The organism is Isoptericola chiayiensis, assembly GCF_013149805.1.
GTDB lineage: Bacteria > Actinomycetota > Actinomycetes > Actinomycetales > Cellulomonadaceae > Isoptericola > Isoptericola chiayiensis.
In genome coordinates, this window is sequence record NZ_JABEZT010000003.1 from 256,483 (window position 1) to 274,679 (window position 18,197).

18 protein-coding genes are annotated in these 18,197 nt (G+C 73.1%); 7 read left to right on the forward strand and 11 right to left on the reverse strand.

Going from position 1 to position 18,197, the window contains the following annotated elements; genetic code table 11:
- Nucleotides 1–25: 25 nt before the first annotated feature.
- Genes HDG68_RS07460 through HDG68_RS07485 form a run of 6 tightly spaced genes read left to right on the forward strand, consistent with a single transcriptional unit; the run spans nt 26 to nt 7,368 of the window.
- A complete protein-coding gene (locus tag HDG68_RS07460; protein WP_172150744.1) occupies nt 26–790 on the forward strand; it encodes an SDR family NAD(P)-dependent oxidoreductase in 765 nt (254 codons plus the stop codon).
- Complete coding sequence (locus HDG68_RS07465; protein WP_172150746.1) at nt 787–2,535, forward strand: heparinase II/III domain-containing protein; 1,749 nt, start codon at nt 787–789, stop codon at nt 2,533–2,535. Before HDG68_RS07460 ends, HDG68_RS07465 begins: the two co-directional genes overlap by 4 nt.
- A complete protein-coding gene (locus HDG68_RS07470; protein WP_172150748.1) occupies nt 2,532–4,523 on the forward strand; it encodes a DUF4962 domain-containing protein in 1,992 nt (663 codons plus the stop codon). The genes HDG68_RS07465 and HDG68_RS07470 overlap by 4 nt, the downstream gene beginning before the upstream one ends.
- A 2-nt stretch (nt 4,524–4,525) precedes the next feature.
- Nucleotides 4,526–5,161 carry a hypothetical protein gene (locus tag HDG68_RS07475; protein ID WP_172150750.1) on the forward strand — a complete coding sequence of 212 codons (636 nt, stop codon included), beginning with the start codon at nt 4,526–4,528 and terminating at the stop codon, nt 5,159–5,161.
- Nucleotides 5,158–6,354 (forward strand): MFS transporter, encoded by a 1,197-nt coding sequence (locus tag HDG68_RS07480; protein ID WP_172150752.1) that lies wholly within the window; start codon nt 5,158–5,160, stop codon nt 6,352–6,354. The genes HDG68_RS07475 and HDG68_RS07480 overlap by 4 nt, the downstream gene beginning before the upstream one ends.
- A 12-nt stretch (nt 6,355–6,366) precedes the next feature.
- A complete protein-coding gene (locus HDG68_RS07485; RefSeq protein WP_172150754.1) occupies nt 6,367–7,368 on the forward strand; it encodes an adenosine deaminase in 1,002 nt (333 codons plus the stop codon).
- A 92-nt stretch (nt 7,369–7,460) separates the two neighbouring features.
- Here the strand turns inward: HDG68_RS07485 and HDG68_RS07490 are convergent, their stop codons facing one another.
- The 7 genes from HDG68_RS07490 to HDG68_RS07520 all read right to left on the reverse strand — a co-directional run bounded on the left by HDG68_RS07490 (nt 7,461) and on the right by HDG68_RS07520 (nt 13,857).
- On the reverse strand, nt 7,461–8,822 hold the full coding sequence (locus HDG68_RS07490; protein ID WP_172150756.1) for an MATE family efflux transporter: 1,362 nt from the start codon (nt 8,820–8,822) through the stop codon (nt 7,461–7,463).
- Complete coding sequence (locus tag HDG68_RS17335) at nt 8,819–9,466, reverse strand: acyltransferase (protein ID WP_281359025.1); 648 nt, start codon at nt 9,464–9,466, stop codon at nt 8,819–8,821. Before HDG68_RS17335 ends, HDG68_RS07490 begins: the two co-directional genes overlap by 4 nt.
- Nucleotides 9,466–10,350 carry a glycosyltransferase gene (locus HDG68_RS07500; protein ID WP_172150758.1) on the reverse strand — a complete coding sequence of 295 codons (885 nt, stop codon included), beginning with the start codon at nt 10,348–10,350 and terminating at the stop codon, nt 9,466–9,468. Before HDG68_RS07500 ends, HDG68_RS17335 begins: the two co-directional genes overlap by 1 nt.
- Nucleotides 10,351–10,722: 372 nt before the next feature.
- Nucleotides 10,723–11,913, reverse strand: a complete 1,191-nt coding sequence (locus HDG68_RS07505) for an NAD(P)/FAD-dependent oxidoreductase (RefSeq protein WP_172150760.1) — start codon at nt 11,911–11,913, stop codon at nt 10,723–10,725.
- A complete protein-coding gene (locus tag HDG68_RS07510; protein WP_172150762.1) occupies nt 11,913–12,134 on the reverse strand; it encodes a helix-turn-helix domain-containing protein in 222 nt (73 codons plus the stop codon). The genes HDG68_RS07505 and HDG68_RS07510 overlap by 1 nt, the downstream gene beginning before the upstream one ends.
- On the reverse strand, nt 12,134–12,613 hold the full coding sequence (locus HDG68_RS07515; RefSeq protein WP_172150764.1) for a DUF2975 domain-containing protein: 480 nt from the start codon (nt 12,611–12,613) through the stop codon (nt 12,134–12,136). Before HDG68_RS07515 ends, HDG68_RS07510 begins: the two co-directional genes overlap by 1 nt.
- A 74-nt stretch (nt 12,614–12,687) precedes the next feature.
- Nucleotides 12,688–13,857, reverse strand: coding sequence for a DNA glycosylase AlkZ-like family protein (locus HDG68_RS07520; protein WP_172150766.1), 1,170 nt, complete (start codon nt 13,855–13,857; stop codon nt 12,688–12,690).
- A gap of 84 nt (nt 13,858–13,941) precedes the next feature.
- Here HDG68_RS07520 and HDG68_RS07525 point away from each other — a divergent pair, with 84 nt between their 5' ends.
- The gene (locus tag HDG68_RS07525) at nt 13,942–14,679 is read left to right on the forward strand and encodes a DUF4396 domain-containing protein (RefSeq protein WP_172150768.1); all 738 of its coding nucleotides are present in this window, start codon (nt 13,942–13,944) and stop codon (nt 14,677–14,679) included.
- Between the two features lie 15 nt (nt 14,680–14,694).
- Here HDG68_RS07525 and HDG68_RS07530 read toward each other — a convergent pair whose 3' ends face one another.
- The 4 genes from HDG68_RS07530 to HDG68_RS07545 all read right to left on the reverse strand — a co-directional run bounded on the left by HDG68_RS07530 (nt 14,695) and on the right by HDG68_RS07545 (nt 17,991).
- The gene (locus tag HDG68_RS07530) at nt 14,695–14,865 is read right to left on the reverse strand and encodes a hypothetical protein (protein ID WP_172150770.1); all 171 of its coding nucleotides are present in this window, start codon (nt 14,863–14,865) and stop codon (nt 14,695–14,697) included.
- 20 nt (nt 14,866–14,885) lie between these two features.
- Complete coding sequence (locus HDG68_RS07535) at nt 14,886–15,158, reverse strand: metal-sensitive transcriptional regulator (RefSeq protein WP_172150772.1); 273 nt, start codon at nt 15,156–15,158, stop codon at nt 14,886–14,888.
- Between the two features lie 58 nt (nt 15,159–15,216).
- The gene (locus HDG68_RS07540; protein ID WP_172150774.1) at nt 15,217–16,908 is read right to left on the reverse strand and encodes an FAD-dependent oxidoreductase; all 1,692 of its coding nucleotides are present in this window, start codon (nt 16,906–16,908) and stop codon (nt 15,217–15,219) included.
- A gap of 66 nt (nt 16,909–16,974) precedes the next feature.
- The gene (locus HDG68_RS07545) at nt 16,975–17,991 is read right to left on the reverse strand and encodes an NADP-dependent oxidoreductase (RefSeq protein WP_172150776.1); all 1,017 of its coding nucleotides are present in this window, start codon (nt 17,989–17,991) and stop codon (nt 16,975–16,977) included.
- Between the last annotated feature and the right edge of the window lie 206 nt (nt 17,992–18,197).

Here is an 18,197-nt window from a genome sequence, read left to right on the forward strand (position 1 = left end):
CCCGACCACCCACGAAAGAGGAACCATGCAGCACGTACTCAGCGGGCGCACGGCGCTCGTCACCGGCGGCGGCCACGGGATCGGCGCCGCCCTCGCCCTCGGACTCGCCGAGGCGGGCGCCGACGTCGCCGTGCACTACGCGCACTCCGGTGACGCCGCGGCCAACGTCGTCGACAAGATCACCGGCATGGGGCGGCGCAGCATCGCCGTCCAGGGCGACCTGACCGACCCCGAAGCGGCGCGCACCGTCGTCGAGTCGGCCGCGGGCGAGCTCGGCGGCCTGGACGTCCTGGTCAACAACGCCGGACACCTGGTCGGCCGCGCCACCGTGGCGGAGATGACCGACGAGCACTGGGCCAAGGTCTGGAACGTCAACGTCTCCAGCACCTTCTACGTCACCCGTGCCGCGGTGGGTCACCTGAAGGCGAGCAGCGCCGGACGCGTGGTCACGATGGCCTCGCTCGCGGCGGAGAACGGCGGCGGGCCGGGGTCCGTGGCCTATGCCGCGGCCAAGGCCGGCATCGTCGGGTTCACCCGGGGCCTCGCCAAGGAGCTCGCCGGTGACGGTGTCACCGTCAACGCGCTCGCTCCCGGGTTCATCGGGGACACCCCGTTCCACGACGCGTTCACGCCGCCCGAGGCGCAGGCCAACATCGTGGCGGGCATCCCGCTGGGACGTGCCGGTACCGTGGACGACGTCGCCGCGGTGACCACGTTCCTCGCCTCCGACGCCGCCGGCTACGTGACCGGCCAGGTCCTCGACATCAACGGGGGGCTCAACTTCCGATGACGACGGTCCCCACGGCGCCGGGCGGCTGGTGGCACGACTACGTCTGCCCCACGCACCACGTCGAGCTGTCCGGCTCCGCCCCCGGGGGCCACGGGTGCCCCCGGGGGTGCGTGGTCGCCGGCGAGAAGTACGACGCCGCACTGCGCACGTTGGACCACCAGCGCTGTGCCCGCGAGGTGCGACGCCTGGCCCGGACCGGGGACGCCGCCGACCGGCGCCGCGCCGTCGCCGTGCTCGGCGAGATCGCGAAGGTCTACGGCGACGTCGTCGGACCGGGCTGGAACGACGCCGCCGAGTCCTGGATGCTCCGCGGCAGGATGTTCGCCCAGGCGCTCACGGAGGCGCAGTGGGCGGTGCAGGTCGCCGATGCCGTGCTGGTCCTCGGGCCCGAGGCGCACGTCGCGGGCGTGGACGACCTCCTCGAAGGCCTTCTCGCCACCTTCGAGCAGGCCTACGGCGTGCTGGTCGACGAGCGGCAGGACGAGCGCAACAACTACACGGCGTGGCTGTGCGCCGCCGGTGCACTGGTCTCGCGCGCCCTCGACGCTCCGCACGAGGTGGTCGCCACGTGGCACACCCGGGCGCTCGCCCACCTCGAGATCGCCGTCGGCGACGACGGCTGGGAGTGGGAGGGGTCCACCTACTACCACGTGTTCGTACTGCGCGCGTACCTGCTGACGTTCCGGGACGCCGTCCCTGCGGACCTTCCTCGGCCTGCGGTCGAACGCCTCGCCGCGATGGTACGGGTGCTCGCCGAGGTGGCGGCTCCGGACGGTACCCTCCCGGCGATCCACGACGGCCCCTACGACCGGGTGCCCATGCACCACGAGGTGCTCGAGATCGCCGCCATGGCCCGTGGTCTGCTGGCCCCGGCCGGGCTCGAGGCGGTGGCGACGGCGGCCAGGGCACGGCTGGGCCGGGCGGACGACGGCCTCGACCGGCTGCTCGACGGCTGGTTCTGCGGGCCGCCGGTGCAGGTCCCCGCGCCCACACGGGGCAGCGTGTACTTCCCGCAGGTGGGCTACGCCGTCCTGCGGGACGACGCCGACACGTGGCAGGCCGTCGTGGACGCCGGACCGCACGGGGGATCCCACGGCCACCACGACAAGCTGGCCCTCTACCTGTACGGCACCGCGCCGTGGCAGCCCGCACCCGGGGTGCCGCCCTATGCGAGCGCGCTGCGGCGTGGTCACTACGCCCGCACCCTCGCGCACCCGACCCTCCGTGTCGACGGCCGGGACCAGGACGAGACGACCGGCCGTGTGGAGCGCTGGGCGCCCGAGGTCGGGCTGGTCGTGACGAGCGCCGAACCGCACCCCGGGGTCCGGGTGCGCCGGGCGACGCGCCTGACCGACGGTGTCCTCACGGACGTCGTCACGGTGGAGGCCGACGAGCCGCACGAGCTCGTCCTCGCGCTGCGGCCCGCCGTCGACCTGACCGTCCGGCACGTGCCGGACGGTGCCCGGACCACCTGGACGGCCGACGACGGCGCTAGCCTGCACGGCACGCACGTCGCCTCTCCCGGTGCCGCGCTCGCCGTCGTGCCCGGCCGGGGGCCGTCGGACGACCCGGCCGCGGTCCGGCCTGTCGCCGACTGGACCGCGACCGGTGACCGCGCGGTCTTCGCCTCCTTGTTCCAGCAGGGCCCGGATCCCGCGCCGGCCCGCATCGACCTCGCGCCCGACGGCGCCACCTTCCACCTGACCACTCCCGACGGGGAGAAGACCATCGAGGGAGCACCATGACCCGACCGCTGCTGATCGCCGACCGTGAGGAGACGCTGCGCGCCGAGCTGCACGACGTGCGCCGTCCGCAGCTGCGCCGCCTGGTGGACGAGTGCGAGCGCCTGACCTCCCTCGAGCTGCCCGACGAGCACCCCCTGGCGTCCATCACCTACCTGGGGGCCGGTGCCGCGAACCTGGCGCTGGCGTACCGGCTGACCGGCCAGGAGCACTACCTGACCGAGCTGCGGCGCTGGCTCGTGCCGTCCCTGTCGTTCCCGCACTGGGGCCGCGCCAACATGCCGGACCACGACCTGGACGCCGGCTGGATCCTCCACGGCCTCGGCCAGGCCTACTCCTGGGCCGGAGACGCACTGCTGGACGACGAGCGCGAGGCCCTGCGCGACAAGCTGATCCTGCAGGGCACCCGGTTGTACGAGTTCGCGGTGGAGTCCGAGGGCGGCTGGTGGTCGTCGTCGTACTGGCAGAACCACAACTGGATCTGCTACGCGGGACTCGCCACCGCCGGGTACGCGCTGCGCGACGACCACGAGCCGGCCGCGCTCTGGACGGAGCGGGCCAAGGAGAACTTCGACACCGTCCTGGACATGCTGCCCGAGGACGGGTCCAACAACGAAGGAGTCGTCTACTGGCGGTACGGCGTGCCGTGGATCGTCACCTACCTGGACCTGCTCAAGGCCGAGGAGGGCATCGACTGGTTCGCGCGCAGCGACTACCTGCGCGAGACGTTCTGGTACCGGCTGTACCAGGCGGCGCCCGACCTGGAGCGGATCATCGACCACGGTGACTGCCACGACCGACGCAGCGGGCACCCGGTGGCGATGTACTACAAGCTCGCCGCCGAGTACCGGATCCCGCAGTGCCAGTGGCTCGCCGAGAAGGTGGCCGACGACTTCTTCTGGCGCGAGGCCTACGAGAGCGGCGTCCGGCCCGGGGTGCGCGCCGAGGCCTACCAGGAGCTGCTGTGGTTCGACCCGGAGGCGCCCAGCGCGGACCCGTACGACCTGCCGACGAGCCGGTGGTTCCGCGACCTGGGTCTCGTCGTCGGCCGCACGTCCTGGGACGCCGACGCCGTCATGGTCTCGTTCAAGGCGTCCCCGGGCGGCGGGCACAAGGCGTGGGAGACGGCGCACCGCATCAAGGCGGAGAAGGGCTGGACCACCCTGAACGCCGGGCACCACCACCCGGACTCGGGCACCTTCACGCTGCTGGGGCACGGCGCCTACCTGGCGCTCGACGAGGGGTACTCCTCGCGCAAGCGCACCGCGCACCACAACGCGGTGCTCGTCGACGGCAACGGGTTCGTCAACGAGGACCGGTACCACGTCTTCGAGAACCTGCCCTACGAGCACCAGGCGAGCATCCTGACCGCCACGCTGGCGGACGGCTGGGTGCACGCCGTGAGTGAGACCGCGGCGATGTACGACCCGTCTCTCGGCGTCGAGCGTGCCCGCCGCCACCTGGTGCTGACCCCGAGCGGTGCGCTCGTGGTCCTGGACGACCTGCGTGCCGCCACGTCGCGGACCTGGACGTTCCTGCTGCAGACCGAACACCCGGCCCGCGCCGAGGGCGACGGTCACTGGGTCGCCGAGGCCGGGACGGGACGTCTGCGCGTCACGGCGCTGGACGACGCGGACGACGTCGAGACGGTGCCGACGCCGGTGCACGCCAACCCGACGTCGTCGACCCCGAGCCTGGCGATCGAGAAGACGCTGCACACCCTGCGCCGCTCGACGGCGCCGACCACCCGTGGCCGGTTCCTGACCGTGCTGGAGCCGCGAGCCTGGCACGACGAGGCACGCGCGGAGGTGTCCGTCGAGGACTCGGGTGACACGGTCACGGTCCACGTCGACCACGACGGCGTCCGCGAGACGGTGACGCTGGATCTCGAGCTCGGCACGCCGGCGGGCGCCGGGACGAGCGGGCCCGGGTTCGCGGCCCGCATCGACGTCGCCGCGACGGCCGGTGCCGGGGCCGGCACGACGGAGTGAGCGTGGCGGCCCGGCCGGAGCACCGCGAGCGCTGGGAGACCCGCACCCTGCGCGCCCTGATGGTGCCCGCCAACCTCGTGCTGGGTGGCCTGGTGGCGTCCCTGGTGGCACTGCCCGGGGTGACGCTGCTGCCCGCGCTGGTCGCTCTCGGCCGGGCCTTCTCGCAGTGGCACGACGACGGGGACGACGCGGTGGTGACCTCCCTGCTGCGCGAGCTGCGGGCGACGTGGCGCCGGACGTGGCGGGCGGGGATCCTCGCGGGGATCGTCGTGTGGCTGCTCGTCGTCGACGTCCTGTTCCTGCTGGCCCAGCTCGGCACGGCGTCGGCCGGTTTCGCCGTCGTCCTCGGCGGGGCCACGGTGCCGGTGGCGGCCGTCGTCGGGCTCGTCCTGCTGCTGGTCCCGGTGGCCGCTGCGCGGCAACGTGACGGGACGGTCCGTGACTGGCTGCGTGCCGCCGCGACGTTCGCCGCCGGGCGCCCGGTGGGCACGCTCGCGCTGCTGCTGCTCGGCGCGGCGGTGCTGGCCACCTGCGTGGTGCTGCCCACCCTGGCGCCGTTCGTGGCACTCTCCGTGCCGCTGTATCTCGCGGTCCGGGCCTGGCCGCCGTCGGCCGGCCCTGCGGACGCGGGCTCGTGACGGGCGGGGAGCCACGGTCCTCGAGAACCGCGCTGTGGGTGCTGTACGGCGACACGCTGACGATGGCGGTCGGCTTCTACATGCTGGTGCCGCTGCTCGCCTACCACTACCTGCAGAACATCGGCCTGACGGTCGCGGTGGTCGGGGTGCTGACGGCGGTGCGGTCCGCGGCGCAGAACGGCGTGATGCCGATCTCCGGTTGGGTCGCCGACCGCATCGGCTACCGGCGGGCGATCGCCGGGGGCGTGCTGATCCGCGCGTCCGGCTTCGCCGTGCTGGGTGCGGTCTCGAGCCTTCCGCTGCTCGTGCTCGGGTCGGTGCTCGCCGGGCTCGGCGGGGCACTGTTCCACCCGGCGTCGTACGCTGCGTACTCGGCGCTCGCCGTCGGGCGCGACTCGGTGCGCGTCTACTCGACGCGGGAGCTGTTCTCCAACGTGGGGTTCGTCCTCGGCCCGATGATCGGTGGCCTGCTCGCCGGGCTGGACTTCCAGTGGGTGGCGTTCGGCTCGGCCGGGCTGTTCCTCGTGGCGTTCTTCCTCACCGTGATCGGTCTGCCCCGGGTGCTGCTGGCCACGGACACCAAGCGGGCACGGTTCGGCGAGGCGCTGCGGGACCGGTCGTTCCGGCGCTACCTCGTGGTCGTCGCGGCCCTGTGGATGCTGGTGACCCAGCTCTACCTGGTGGTGCCGGTGCGGGCGGCGGACGTGCTGCCGGGAGCGATCGGCGTCGGTGTCGTCTACACCGCGGCCGCGGTGTTCATGGTGGTCACGATGCTGCCGCTGACCGGCTTCATGTCGCGCCACCTCCCGGCCCCGCGGATCCTCGCCCTCGGGTCGGTGTCCCTCGGGACCGGGGTGGCGGTGATGGGGTTGTGGGACTCCGTCGCCGGGCTCGTCGCCGGCGTCCTGACCTTCACGCTGGGTCAGATGCTCTCGCAGCCGGTGATGAACGCCGTGGTCTCCGAGCTGGCCGACGGGCGGGCCGTGGCGTCCTACTTCGGGGCGATGGGGCTCGCGCAGGCGGTCGGCGGGATCACCGGCAACCTGGCCGGTGGTGCGCTGTACACGCTGGCCGGGACGGACTCGCCGTGGGCGAACGTCACGTGGTTCGTGTTCCTCGCCGCGGGACTCGTGATCGCCGCGGTCTTCTGGTTCCGGGGACCGCGGCCCGGGAGCTCACCGCCCGAGCCGTGACAGGCTGACCCCGTGAACCCGACCGACACCCCGCTGCCGTTCGCCGAGCTGCACCTGCACGTCGAGGGCACCCTCGAACCTGAGCTGGTGATGGCGCTCGCGGAGCGCAACGCCGTGACCCTGCCGTACGACGACGTGGACGCCCTGCGCCGCGCGTACTCGTTCACGGACCTGCAGTCGTTCCTGGACCTGTACTACGCGAACATGGCGGTGCTGCGCACTCCCGAGGACTTCGCCGACATGACCCGCGCCTACCTGACGCGGGCCGCGGCCGGCGGGGTGCGGCACGCGGAGCTCATGGTGGACCCGCAGGCGCACCTGGTGCGTGGCGTGCCCCTCGAGGTGGTGCTGGAGGGCGTCACGCCGGTGCTGGCGACCAGCGAGGCCGAGCACGGCGTCTCGACCCTGCTGTTCGCGGCGTTCCTGCGGGACCGCCCCGAGGACGAGGCGCTCGAGGTGCTGGACCGGCTGGTCGCGGCGGGTGCCCCGATCGCGGGGATCGGGCTGGACTCCGCCGAGGTGGGCCATCCGCCGTCGGACTTCACGCGCCTGTACGCCCGTGCCCGGGCCGAGGGTCTGCGGCTGATCGCCCACGCGGGGGAGGAGGGACCGGCGTCGTACGTCACGGACGCCCTGGACCTGCTGGGCGTGCAGCGCGTCGACCACGGCATCCGCTCCCTGGACGACGACGCCGTGGTCGAGCGGCTGGTCGCCGAGCAGGTGCCGCTGACCGTCTGCCCGCTGTCGAACGTCGCGCTGCGCGCCGTCGACCGGATCGAGGACCACCCGGTGCTCGCCATGCTGGACCGCGGGCTCAACGTCACCGTGAACTCCGACGACCCGGCGTACTTCGGCGGCTATCTTGACGACAACCTGGCGGCCCTGGAGCGTTCGCTCGGGATGACCGCGGACCAGCGGGCCCGGCTCGCGGCGAACTCGATCCGGTCGTCGTTCCTGCCGGCCGCCCGCCGCGACGCCCTGCTCGCCGAGATCGACCACCCCTCCGCGAGGTAGGCGACTTTTTCGCGAGGTAGGCCAACATCCCGCGAGGTAGGCAAACTACTCGCGAGGTAGGCAAACTTCCGCCGAGGTAGGCAAGCATCCGGTCACGTCAGGTCGTTGAGCCACCGCCGCGACCGGATGCGCCACGCGGCCACACCGATCCGCACGGCCTCCTCCACCAGCACGAGCGCGAACACCACCACCGGTCCGGCACCGACGACGTCGCGCAGCAGCAGCGCCCCGGGCAGCAGCAGCACCCACTGGGCCCCCACGTCGAGCAGCAGGCAGAACCGCACCTCCCCACCGGCCCGCAGCACGCCCAGCACCATGACCATGCTGACGCTCTTGAGCACGAACGAGACGACGAGCACGGCGAACAGGGTCTCGGTGAGCGCTCGGGTCTCGGGCGTGATCGCCCCGAACGTCCCCAGCACCGCGTCCTGCGCGGCCCAGGTGACCACGCAGGTGGCCACCCCGACCAGGAGCCCGAGCCGGACCAGCGCCCACGCCTGCCGGTAGGCGTCCTCGACACGCCCGGACCCGATCGTGGAGCCGACCACCACGGCGGCCGCGTTCGCGAGCCCGATGGTGAAGGCCAGCGCCAGCGACTCCACGGGGGACAGGATCGCCAGGGCGGCGGCGGCCGAGACGCCCGTGCTGCCGATCACGGCGTAGAACGCGAAGGATCCCAGGGCCCAGATCGTGCTGTTGCACGCCGCCGGGACGGACAGGCGCAGCAGCGCCACGGTCTGCGCGCGCGTGACGAGACCCAGCTCGGCGCGCGGGAACCGGGCGAGCACGTGCCGGGTGGCGAGCAGGTGCACGGCGAGCAGCCCGGTCTCGACGACGGCGCTGACCAGCGTGCCGTACGCCGCACCGACGACTCCCAGCCGGGGCGCACCGAGCAGCCCGAAGATCAGCACCGCGTTGAGCGCCACGTTCAGCACCACCCCGACGACGGCGTAGACCGTGCTGACCGTCGGCTGCAGCATCACCCGCAGCCCGGCGGCCACCGCCGAGGTGTAGCAGAACAGCAGGAACGTGGGGCTGACGATCCGCAGGAACGCGGCGCCCCGTTCGACGACGGCGGCCGAGTCCGTGCCGAGGCCGACCACGGCCTCCGGGACGACGGCGAAGGTGACGAACGCCGCCAGCGCACAGGCCGTGGAGGTCGCCCAGGTCAGCCACACCGTCTGGCGCAGCCGCACGGCCCGGTCGGGGCGCTCGCTACCCCACAGCTGGGCGCCGATCTGGGCGCCGCCGATCGTGAACCCGATGAGGAAGATCGAGACGACGAACGTCGCCTTGGACGCGATGCCGATCGCGGCGACGTCGATCTCGGTCTGCGTGCCGAGCATCATGGCGTCGACGATGCTCTTGGAGGAGAACACCACCGTCTGCAGCGTCACCGGGACGGCGATCCGCAGCAGGGACCGGCCGGCCGGGCCGCGCAGCGCCGTGATCACAGCTGCTTGATGACGCGGGCGGGGTTGCCGACGGCGACCGCCCCGGCCGGCACCGACTCGTAGGCGACGCTCTGCGCCCCGAGCACGGCACCGTCCCCGATGTCCACACCCTTGAGGATCGTCGCGCCCGTCCCGATCCAGGCGCTGTCCCCGACGCGCACGGGTGCCGCCGTCGTGCGGGCCGCCTCCCCGGCCGCGCCGCGGCCCCGCAGCGGGTGACCGCTGGAGTCCATGATCGTCACCAGCGGGCCGAACATCACGTCGTCGCCCACCTCGACCAGGTCGTAGGCCACGACCGCCACGCCCTGCAGCGAGACCCGGTCCCCGATGCGGATCCGGCCGGGTGCGCCGTCGTTGACCTGCACCGACGTGAGCTTGACCGGCTGGCTGTGGAAGGCGGGCGCCACGCCCGACTCGACGTAGCACCCCGACCCGACCCGGATCGCGCCGCGGAAGTCCTCCGCCCGGAGAGGCAGCGGGCCGAGCTCGGCGTCGACGGCGCGCGTGAACGCCACCCGGGGCACGTCGCAGAACACGGTGCCCTCGCCGACCGCCACGCCGTGCGCCCGCAGCGCCTCCGCAACCCCGCCCGTCAACGGCCAGTCGGGCCGGGTGGGATAGAGGTTCTCGTAGACGACCGGCATCAGACGGCCCCCTCGGCCTCGCGCCGCGACGCGGAGAGCTGGATGACCTTGTTCAACGAGTACTTCTCGTTCTGCAGGTCCTTGCCGTAGAAGCTCGTGGTCCACAGGTCGTACTTGCGGTGGATGCGCTCGGCCGCCGTCGCCGACGACTCCTGCAGGTCCTCGACCTCCTTGGCGTGGGGCCAGTGCAGGGACCGGGCCGCACGGTCCATGACGAACACGTTGTCCTGCCGGAACAGCCGCACCCCCAGGTCCACGTCCTCGCCGCCCCACCCCGTGAAGGACTCGTCGAACAGGCCGGCCGCGAACAGCGCCTCCCGCTCGGCCGAGGCGTGGCACGTCCAGAAGATGTCGAACGGCGCGGGCCAGCTCGTGATGTTCTCGCCCAGGTCGGCGTACTGGCGCTCGCGGACGTCGAGCGCACCGTGGGCGTGCAGGTCGGCGATGGCGGCGTCGACGTCGGCGGGGTCGAGGCTCGCCATGACGGCGTCCTTGGACGGGTCCACCTCGAACCCGTAGACGTAGCCGACGACGGCGGTGGGGTAGGCCGACCCGGTGTGGATGCGCAGGTGCGTGGCCAGGGTGGTGGTGGCCAGCAGGACGCCGGTGTCCACGTAGACGACGTACCGGCCGGAGGCGATGGCGGTGCCGATGTTGCGGGCCTTGCCGGCGCGGAAGCCGGCGTCGGGCTGCCAGAAGTAGGTGATGTCGAGGTCGTCGGCGAAGGACCGGACGACGGCCTCGCTGTCGTCGCTGCCGCCGTCGTCGACCACGACGACTTCGAACGTGTCGGCCGGCAGGGTCTGGCGGCGCAGCGCGTCGAGGGTGTGGTGCAGGAGGCGGCTGCGGTTGTAGGTGGGAATGACGACACTGATCGCGGGCATGTTCGACAAGGGTGGTCCATTTCTCTTCGGCAGGGCGGAAGAAAGGCAGGACCGGGCGGGACAAGAAGGGGAGCGCATGCGTGCCGACATTTCGGGACGGTGGTCCCGGAATGTCGAAAAAACTCGACTCGACCGGTCCCGTCCCTGGGTGGGGCGCTGCGAGCCTACGAGGAAACATCCCCGAAATCTACGCCTCGACCACATACCGAGACGCTTTCGCGAAAGGCCTTTCCTGGCTCGAATGATCGTCCTGATCGATCGCTCTGCGAAGTGGTGGACGTTGAACAGGAATGTTCTGGAGGAACCCTAACAAACATTCTGGTGCCTCGCGAGGTGCACGGCCGGACCAGGGTGGTCACGCGCTGACGACTCTCATCGCGCCGTGTCGGCCGCCGTGCCGGTCGCCGTCCGGACGGCGTGTCCGGCCGGCGACGGCTTCGGGTCGGGGAAGGACCCGTGCCCGAACAGGATCCGCTGCGCCGCGGCTCGCCCGAGCGGGTTCCGCAGCGCGGTGAACGCAACGGTCGCCACCGCTGGGGTGCGCACCAGGGACAGGCCGCGGCGCAGCGCGAGCCGGCCCCGGAAGCGTGCCCGCAGGGTGGCGCCGTCGTACCGCGTCAGCGCGCTGCGGTCCCCGGTCTGCAGCGCTTCGTCGAGCACGTCGACGGCTTGCTCCGCCTGGCGCAGGCACGGGTCGAGCCCGCCGGCGGTGAGGGGGGACACGGCCCCGGAGGCGTCCCCGACGAGCAGCCCGTCCGGGCAGGAGATGCGGCGCAGCAGCCCGCCGACGGGGATGGGTCCGGCGCGCCGTTCGACGGCGTCCGGCCGGCGGGTGCCGTCGAGCCCGGGGGCGTTCGCGGCGAAGTCCCGCAGGGCGTGCCGCAGCCCGTGCGGGTAGCGGGCGGGGTAGCCGGCGACGCCGACGTGCGTGTGCTCGCCGTCGTCGAGCACCCAGGCGAGGTAGCCGGGGGCGAGGCGCGGGTCGACGACGCAGTGGAACGCGGGCACGACGTCGCGCGTCGGTGACGGGTAGACCTCCTCGGCGCCGACGAGCAGCTCGCTGTTGCGGTCGAGGCCGAGCTCGCGGGCCACGGCCGAGCGGGCGCCGTCGGCCCCGATGACGAACCGCGCCCGGATCTCGACAGGTCCGTCCGGTCCGTCGAGCACGTGCCGGCCGTCGCTCCGTCCGGTGTAGCGCGTACCGAGCAGGAGCCGGACCCCGGCGTCGGCCGCCTCCTGCGCCCCCGTGCGGTAGAGGGCGGCGATGTCGCCTACGCGGTACTCGTCGCGGGGGCTGTCGAGGGTCACGGGACGGCGGTGCGAGGGCGGGTAGAGCACCATGCGGCGGATCGGCGGGCCCAGGTGCCGCTCGGGCAGGTCGAAGTCCTCGAGGGTGCGCCGCACGAAGATACCGGTGGTGCGCACGCCGGCGTCGAGGCGGGTGCGGCGGTCGGCGAGGACGACGTCGTGACCGCGCCGCGCCAGCGCCGTGGCGGTGCGCAGGCCGGCGAGCCCGGCGCCGACGACGAGAACGTCCGTGGCGGGCAGCTGACCCCTGAGCATCAGGCCTCCGGTCCGTCGTCGTCGACCCACTCGAGCAGGTCCCCGGGCTGGCACCGCAGCACCCGGCACATGGCCTCGAGCGTGGAGAACCGGACGGCCTTGGCGCGGCCGTTCTTCAGGACGGCGACGTTGGCGGGAGTGAGGCCGACGCGGTCGGCGAACTCGCCGACGCTCATCTTGCGGCGGGCGAGCTCGACATCGATGCGGACGACGATGGGCATCAGATCACCCCGTCGAGGTCGGTGCGCAGCGTGGTGGCGCGGACGAGCAGGGCGCGCAGCACCACCATGAGCAGCCCGACGGCGGCACCCACCAGGAGCACGACGAGCAGCAGCGCCGCGGTGCCGGACGGTCCTTCGGCGCCGACGACGAGGCCGCATGCGACGGCGACGAGCACCCAGGCGACCGCGACGGCGGCGAGGATGGCGTCGACCCAGCCGAACGCCGCACCGGAGAAGATGCTGTCGTCGCGGACCATCGTCAGCAGCCGCCACGAGCACACGACGACCGCCTCGACGCCTGCGAGCGCGAGGACGCCGACGACGAGCAGCGGGGTCTCGACGGGCGCGAGGTCGGGGTTCTGCTCGGCGGCGCGGTTCAGCACCGTGGGCAGACCGGCCACCTGGACGGCGACGAGGGTGACCAGGACGGCGGCGAGGAGCACGCGCAGCGGGACGACGAGACGTTCGGTGCGGGTCATGGGACCGAGCATCCCGAGCGCATCTATCGAAAGTCAATAGGTGACGATCGATGTTCGATATCGGTGCGAGGTCTTCACGGAGTCTCCCCGGCGTCACGCCGGTCCGCCAGCCGCTGGACCTCGACGTCCGGGAGCTGCTCCCACCAGCGGCGATACCGCCGGAAGACCTCCGGCTCCCGGTCGGCGAGCAGGGTCTGCAGCCGCGCCGCCTCGGCGCGCAGTCCGTCCCAGGCTGCCGTCGGCAGCGGCTCGAACGCCGCCGCGTCGACGCCGTCGGCCGTCGCCCGCCACAGGCCCACCACCCGGCCGTCCACCAACACCGACGCCAGGGTGTCGCCGTTGCGCCGGATCACGTGGCCGCGCAGGGCGTCCGGCAGCACGCGCGACCGGTCCGCGTGCGCGAGCAGCACGCTGTCCCACATCCCCAGCAGCCGCGGGGGAGCGGGGAGGTCCGGATCCGGCCGGGGTGCGTCCGGCAGGTCCAGCAGCGCGGCGCCGTCCGGTCCATCGACCTCCACGAGCTCCGGCCGCAACGTCTCGACGGCGGGCCGGGTCCACGGGCGGCGCAGCATCGTGAACTGCGCGAAGTCCGCCTCCGACGCCGGACCGAACGCCGCGAGGTAACGGCGCAGCAGGTGCACGACGGCGGGGTCGTCACCGGGCGGCGGCTCGTCCGCGGCGCTCGGCGAGCCGGCACGGTAGACGCGCTCCCGTGGCGAGTACGACCACGGTGGACCGGTCGGCACGTGGTGCAGCGGAGCGAGCGTGCGCAGGGCGAACCAAGCGGCCGGTGCCCGCTCCTCGTCGAGGAGCCGCGTCAGCTCGGCGAGGAGCTCGGCCTGCGTCCGTGGTTGGGCGGCGGCGGCGAGCAGCGCGTCCCGGACGCCGTTCGCCTCGGCGGGGGTCAGCCCGGCCGGGAGGAACCGGCGGTCGTTCAGCCGCGACGCGCGCAGCGGGTGCGTCATCGCGCGGTGGAACGGTGCCCAGTCGTCGCGGTGGACGGCGTGCAGCGTGATGCGCATCAGCGTGGCCCGCACGACGTCGCCGGTCGCGAACGCGTCGTCGAGGTCGTCCGGGCGGAAGCCGGCCACCCGGTTCCACAGGGCGAGGTAGGGGCCGGAGGGCTCCTGGGCCTGCAGCGCACCGGCACGAGCGACGGCGTCGGGCACGGTCAGGTCGGCCCGGTCCAGCAGGAGCTGGCGGGCGAGCGTGGCACGGCCGAGCCCGGCCTGCGTCAGGTGCACGCTCCGAGACTGGCCCGGTGCGCCGTCGTCGGCAATCTCACGGCCCCGGTTGCCGACGGTGGACGCCGTGGCGACGGTGGACCGATGGAACCCACGGAGCTGACCACCGCGGACTTCCCGTCCTGGGCCGTGACCCTGTCGACCGTGCTGGTCGCGCTCGGCCTGGCGTGCGCCCTCGCGCTGTGGATCGACGTCTTGCGGCGCCCGCAGCCGATGCGGGTGATGAACGTCGTGTGGCCGGTGACCGCCCTGTTCGGCTCGCTGGTCTGGAGCGCGGCCTACCTGCGCTGGGGGCGCGCCCCGCGGCGCGGGGCGGGGTCCCACCACGACCACGGCACCACGCCCATGCCGGTCGCCGTCTTCAAGGGCACCTCCCACTGCGGGGCCGGGTGCATGCTCGGCGACCTGCTGGTGGAGTGGACGGTCGTCGTCCTGCCGGTCCTGACGGTGCTCGGCGGGTACGAATGGCTCTTCGACGACCAGATCTTCGCCGTCTGGGTGCTGGACTACGTGGCCGCCTTCACCATCGGCGTCGCCTTCCAGTACTTCGCGATCGCGCCGATGCGTGGTCTCGGGCGCCGTGCCGGGCTGCGCGCCGCGGTCAAGGCGGACGCGTTGTCGATCACGGCGTGGCAGGTGGGCATGTACGGCACGATGGCGCTCGTCCAGCTGTGGTGGCTGCCGGAGCTCCTCGGGGGCCGGGCTGCCGTGACGACGCCCGTGTTCTGGGCGGCGATGCAGGTCGCCATGGTGGTCGGCTTCCTGACCAGCGCCCCCGTGAACTGGTACCTGATCCGGGCCGGCATCAAGGAACGGATGTAGCCCGGCCCGGACGGCTCAGCGTCCGAACAGGCGCGAGAAGAACCCGCCGCCGTTGTCGGCGGGGGCGTCGTCGTGGCCGTCGCACCACTGCGCGGCGGGGACGGTCCGGCGGACGTCGGCGACGTGCTGGCCGCAGCCGTTCCAGGTGGTCTTGCCGCAGGTCCGGCAGGTCGTGGCGTGGCACATGAGGGGCTCCTTCAGGGGGTTCAGGCGAGGGTGAGGAAGAGCTTCTCGAGCTCGTCGGCGGTCAGGCCGTCGTCGGTCTTCTGCTCGGGGTCGGCGAGGCAGTCCTGCATCGCGGTGGCGACGACGGCGTACCCCGCCTTGTCGAGCGCGCTGGAGACGGCGGACAGCTGGGTGACGACGTCGCGGCAGGGCCTGCCCTCCTCGACGGCGGTGATGAGGGCGTCGAGCTGGCCGCGGGCGCGCTTGAGCCGGTTGGCGATCTTGCGCTGGGCGGCGGGGTCGGGGGTGGCCATGGCGGGTCCTCTCGGAGCGGGCTGGGTCGCGGGTCGGTGCAGGGCGGGGTGGTGCGGGTCAGGCGGCGGGCACGGGCTCGTCGGCGACGAGGACGTCCGCGGCGCGCGACCCCAGGGCGGCCCGCAGGGTCAGCATCCCGCCGGACAGCGACGCCGAGTCGTACCCGGCCTGGGCGAGGACCCGGTGGGCGATGTGGGAGCGGACGCCGGAGCCGCACAGCACGCGCACGGGTCGGCCGTCGGCGGCGTCCCGGACCTCGTCGAGACGGTCGCGCAGCTCGGTGTGCGGGACGTTGAGGGATCCGGGCACGTGTCCGCCGGCGAACTCGTCGCGGGTGCGGACGTCGAGCACCAGGGCGTCGCGGCGGACCTCGTCGAGCTCGTCCGCGTGCCAGATCCGCAGCGTGCCGTCGAGGACGTTGCTCGCCGCCATGCCGGCGAGGTTCACCGGATCCTTGGCGGCGCCGTACTGCGGTGAGTAGGCGAGGTCGAGGTCGATGAGGTCGGCGGCGCCCATGCCGGCGCGCAGCGCGGTGGCGAGCACGTCGATGCGCTTGTCGACCCCGGCGCGTCCGACGGCCTGGGCGCCCAGCAGCAGCCCGTCGTCGGCCCGGAAGTGGACGACCAGGTGCACGGGTTCGGACCCGGGGAACCAGCCCACGTGGTGGCCGGAGTGCAGGTGCAGCGTGTGGAAGACGATCCCGGCCGCGGTCAGGGACTCCCGGTTCGCGCCGGTCGTGGCAGCGGTGAGGTCACCGACGCGCACGACGGCGGTGCCGAGCGTGGACGGCACCGGGCGGGCCCGGCCGGGACGCAGGACGTCGTCGGCGACGAGCCGGCCGGCACGGTTGGCGGGTCCGGCCAGGGCGACGGGGCGGCGCACGCCGGTGACGGCGTCCGTGGAGACGGTGGCGTCGCCGACGGCCCACACCCCCTCAGCACTGGTGCGTCCGTGGTCGTCGACGACGATCGCGCCGCGGTCGGTCTCGATCCCGGCGCGGGCGAACACCTCGGTGTCCGGTCGCACGCCCGTCGACAGCACCACGAGGTCCGCGGGGGCCCGGGTCCCGTCGGCCAGCACGACCACGTCGGTGTCGGTGCCGGGTTCGACGGCCGCGGCCGCGACCCCCGCCCGCACGGTGACGCCGAGCCGCACGAGCTCGTCGGTGACCAGGGCTGCCGTCTCGTGCTCCAGCGGCGGCAGCACGTGGTCGGCGAGCTCGACGACGGTGACGTCGAGGCCGCGACGGGCGAGCGCCTCGGCGGCCTCGAGCCCGATGAACCCGCCGCCGAGCACGACGGCTCGGCGGGCGCCGTCGTCGACCCGTGTGCGCAGGGCGGTGGCGTCGGCGACGGTGCGCAGGGTGCGCACGCGGGGCGAGTCCAGCCCGTCGATCGGCGGGCGGACGGCGCGGGCGCCGGGGGAGAGCACGAGGGCGTCGTAGGTGACGGTGGACTCGCCGTCGTCCGTGCGGACGGTCAGGGTGCGCGCCGCGTTGTCGAGGCCGACGACGTCGTGGCGGGTGCGCACGTCGAGGTTCAGGGCGGCGCGGAGCCGCTCGGGTGTCTGGACGAGGAGGTCGTCGGCGTCCGGGATCTCGCCGCCCACGTGGTACGGCAGCCCGCAGCTCGCGTACGACACGTGCTCGCCGCGGTCCAGGACCACGATCTCGGCGCTCTCGTCGAGGCGCCGTGCCCGGGCGGCGGCACTCATGCCGCCGCCGACTCCACCCACGATGACGATCTTCATGACCACGAGAATACCCCCAGGGGTATTCTCGTGGCCAGTCGGCACGGCGTGGGCCGCGTCACGTGCTCAGTCGCCCACGCGGACGACCATCTTGCCGACGTTGCCGCCGCGCATCATGTCCAGGAAGGCCTGCGGGGCGTTCTCGATGCCGTCCACGACGGTCTCGTCGTAGGCGATCCTCCCGGCCGCGAACCACTCGCTCATGCGCTGCCGGAACTCGTCCGCCAGGTGCATGTAGCTCGGCAGCGTGAACCCCTTCAGCGTCAGGCCGCGGGTCACCGCGTTGGCGAGGTTGTCCGGACCCGGCGTCCGCTCGGTGTCGTTGTACTGCGAGATGGCCCCGCACAGCGCGAGCCGGCCGCCGTCGTTCATCCGGTCCAGCGCCGCCTCCAGGTGGTCGCCGCCCACGTTGTCGAAGTAGACGTCCACGCCGTCGGGGGTGATCTCGCGCAACGACCGGCGGATCGGTGCGTCCTTGTAGTTCACGGCGGCGTCGTACCCGTAGCGCTCCGTGAGCAGCGCGACCTTCTCGGCCGTGCCCGCGGACCCGACGACCCGTCCGGCACCGAGCAGCTGGGCGATCTGTCCCACGGCCGTGCCGACGGCACCCGCCGCGCCCGAGACGAACACCGTGTCGCCCTCGCGGAGCCCGGCGATCTCGGTCAGGCCCACGTAGGCCGTCAGCCCCGTCACCCCGAACATCCCCAGGTAGAGGGACAGCGGCGCACCGGGGATCTCCGGGACCACCTGGAACCCGCGGGCGTCCTCCTGGACGACGTCCCGCCAGCCGTACTGGTGCTGGACCGCCGCGCCGACCGGGACGTTGTCGGACGCGGACTCCACGACGCGGCCCACCGCCGCGCCGGTCATGGTCTCGCCCAGCTCGAACGGCGGCACGTAGCTCCGCACGTCGTTCATGCGCCCACGCATGTACGGGTCGACCGAGACGAACTCGTTGACGACACGCACCTGACCCGGCGCGAGGTCGCCGTAGGTGACCTGCACGGTGCGGAACGTGTTCGCGGTGGGCCAGCCGGTCGGGCGCTCGGCGAGCTGGATCTGGGTGGAGACGGCGTCGGACATCGGGTGTTCCTTCCGCAGGGTGCGTGGGTGCCACCGCGCACAGCACCGCGACGGGGTCGATCCATTCCTGACACGGTGTTTCCGGCGCTCCCGACCACGGCAGCGTCCCCTCGAGGTAGGCAAAACCCTCGCGAGGTAGGCAACGTTCCCGCGGCACGTTCCGGCGCGCTGTGGGACCGTCTCGTCTCGCGCGAGTTGTGAAGGTT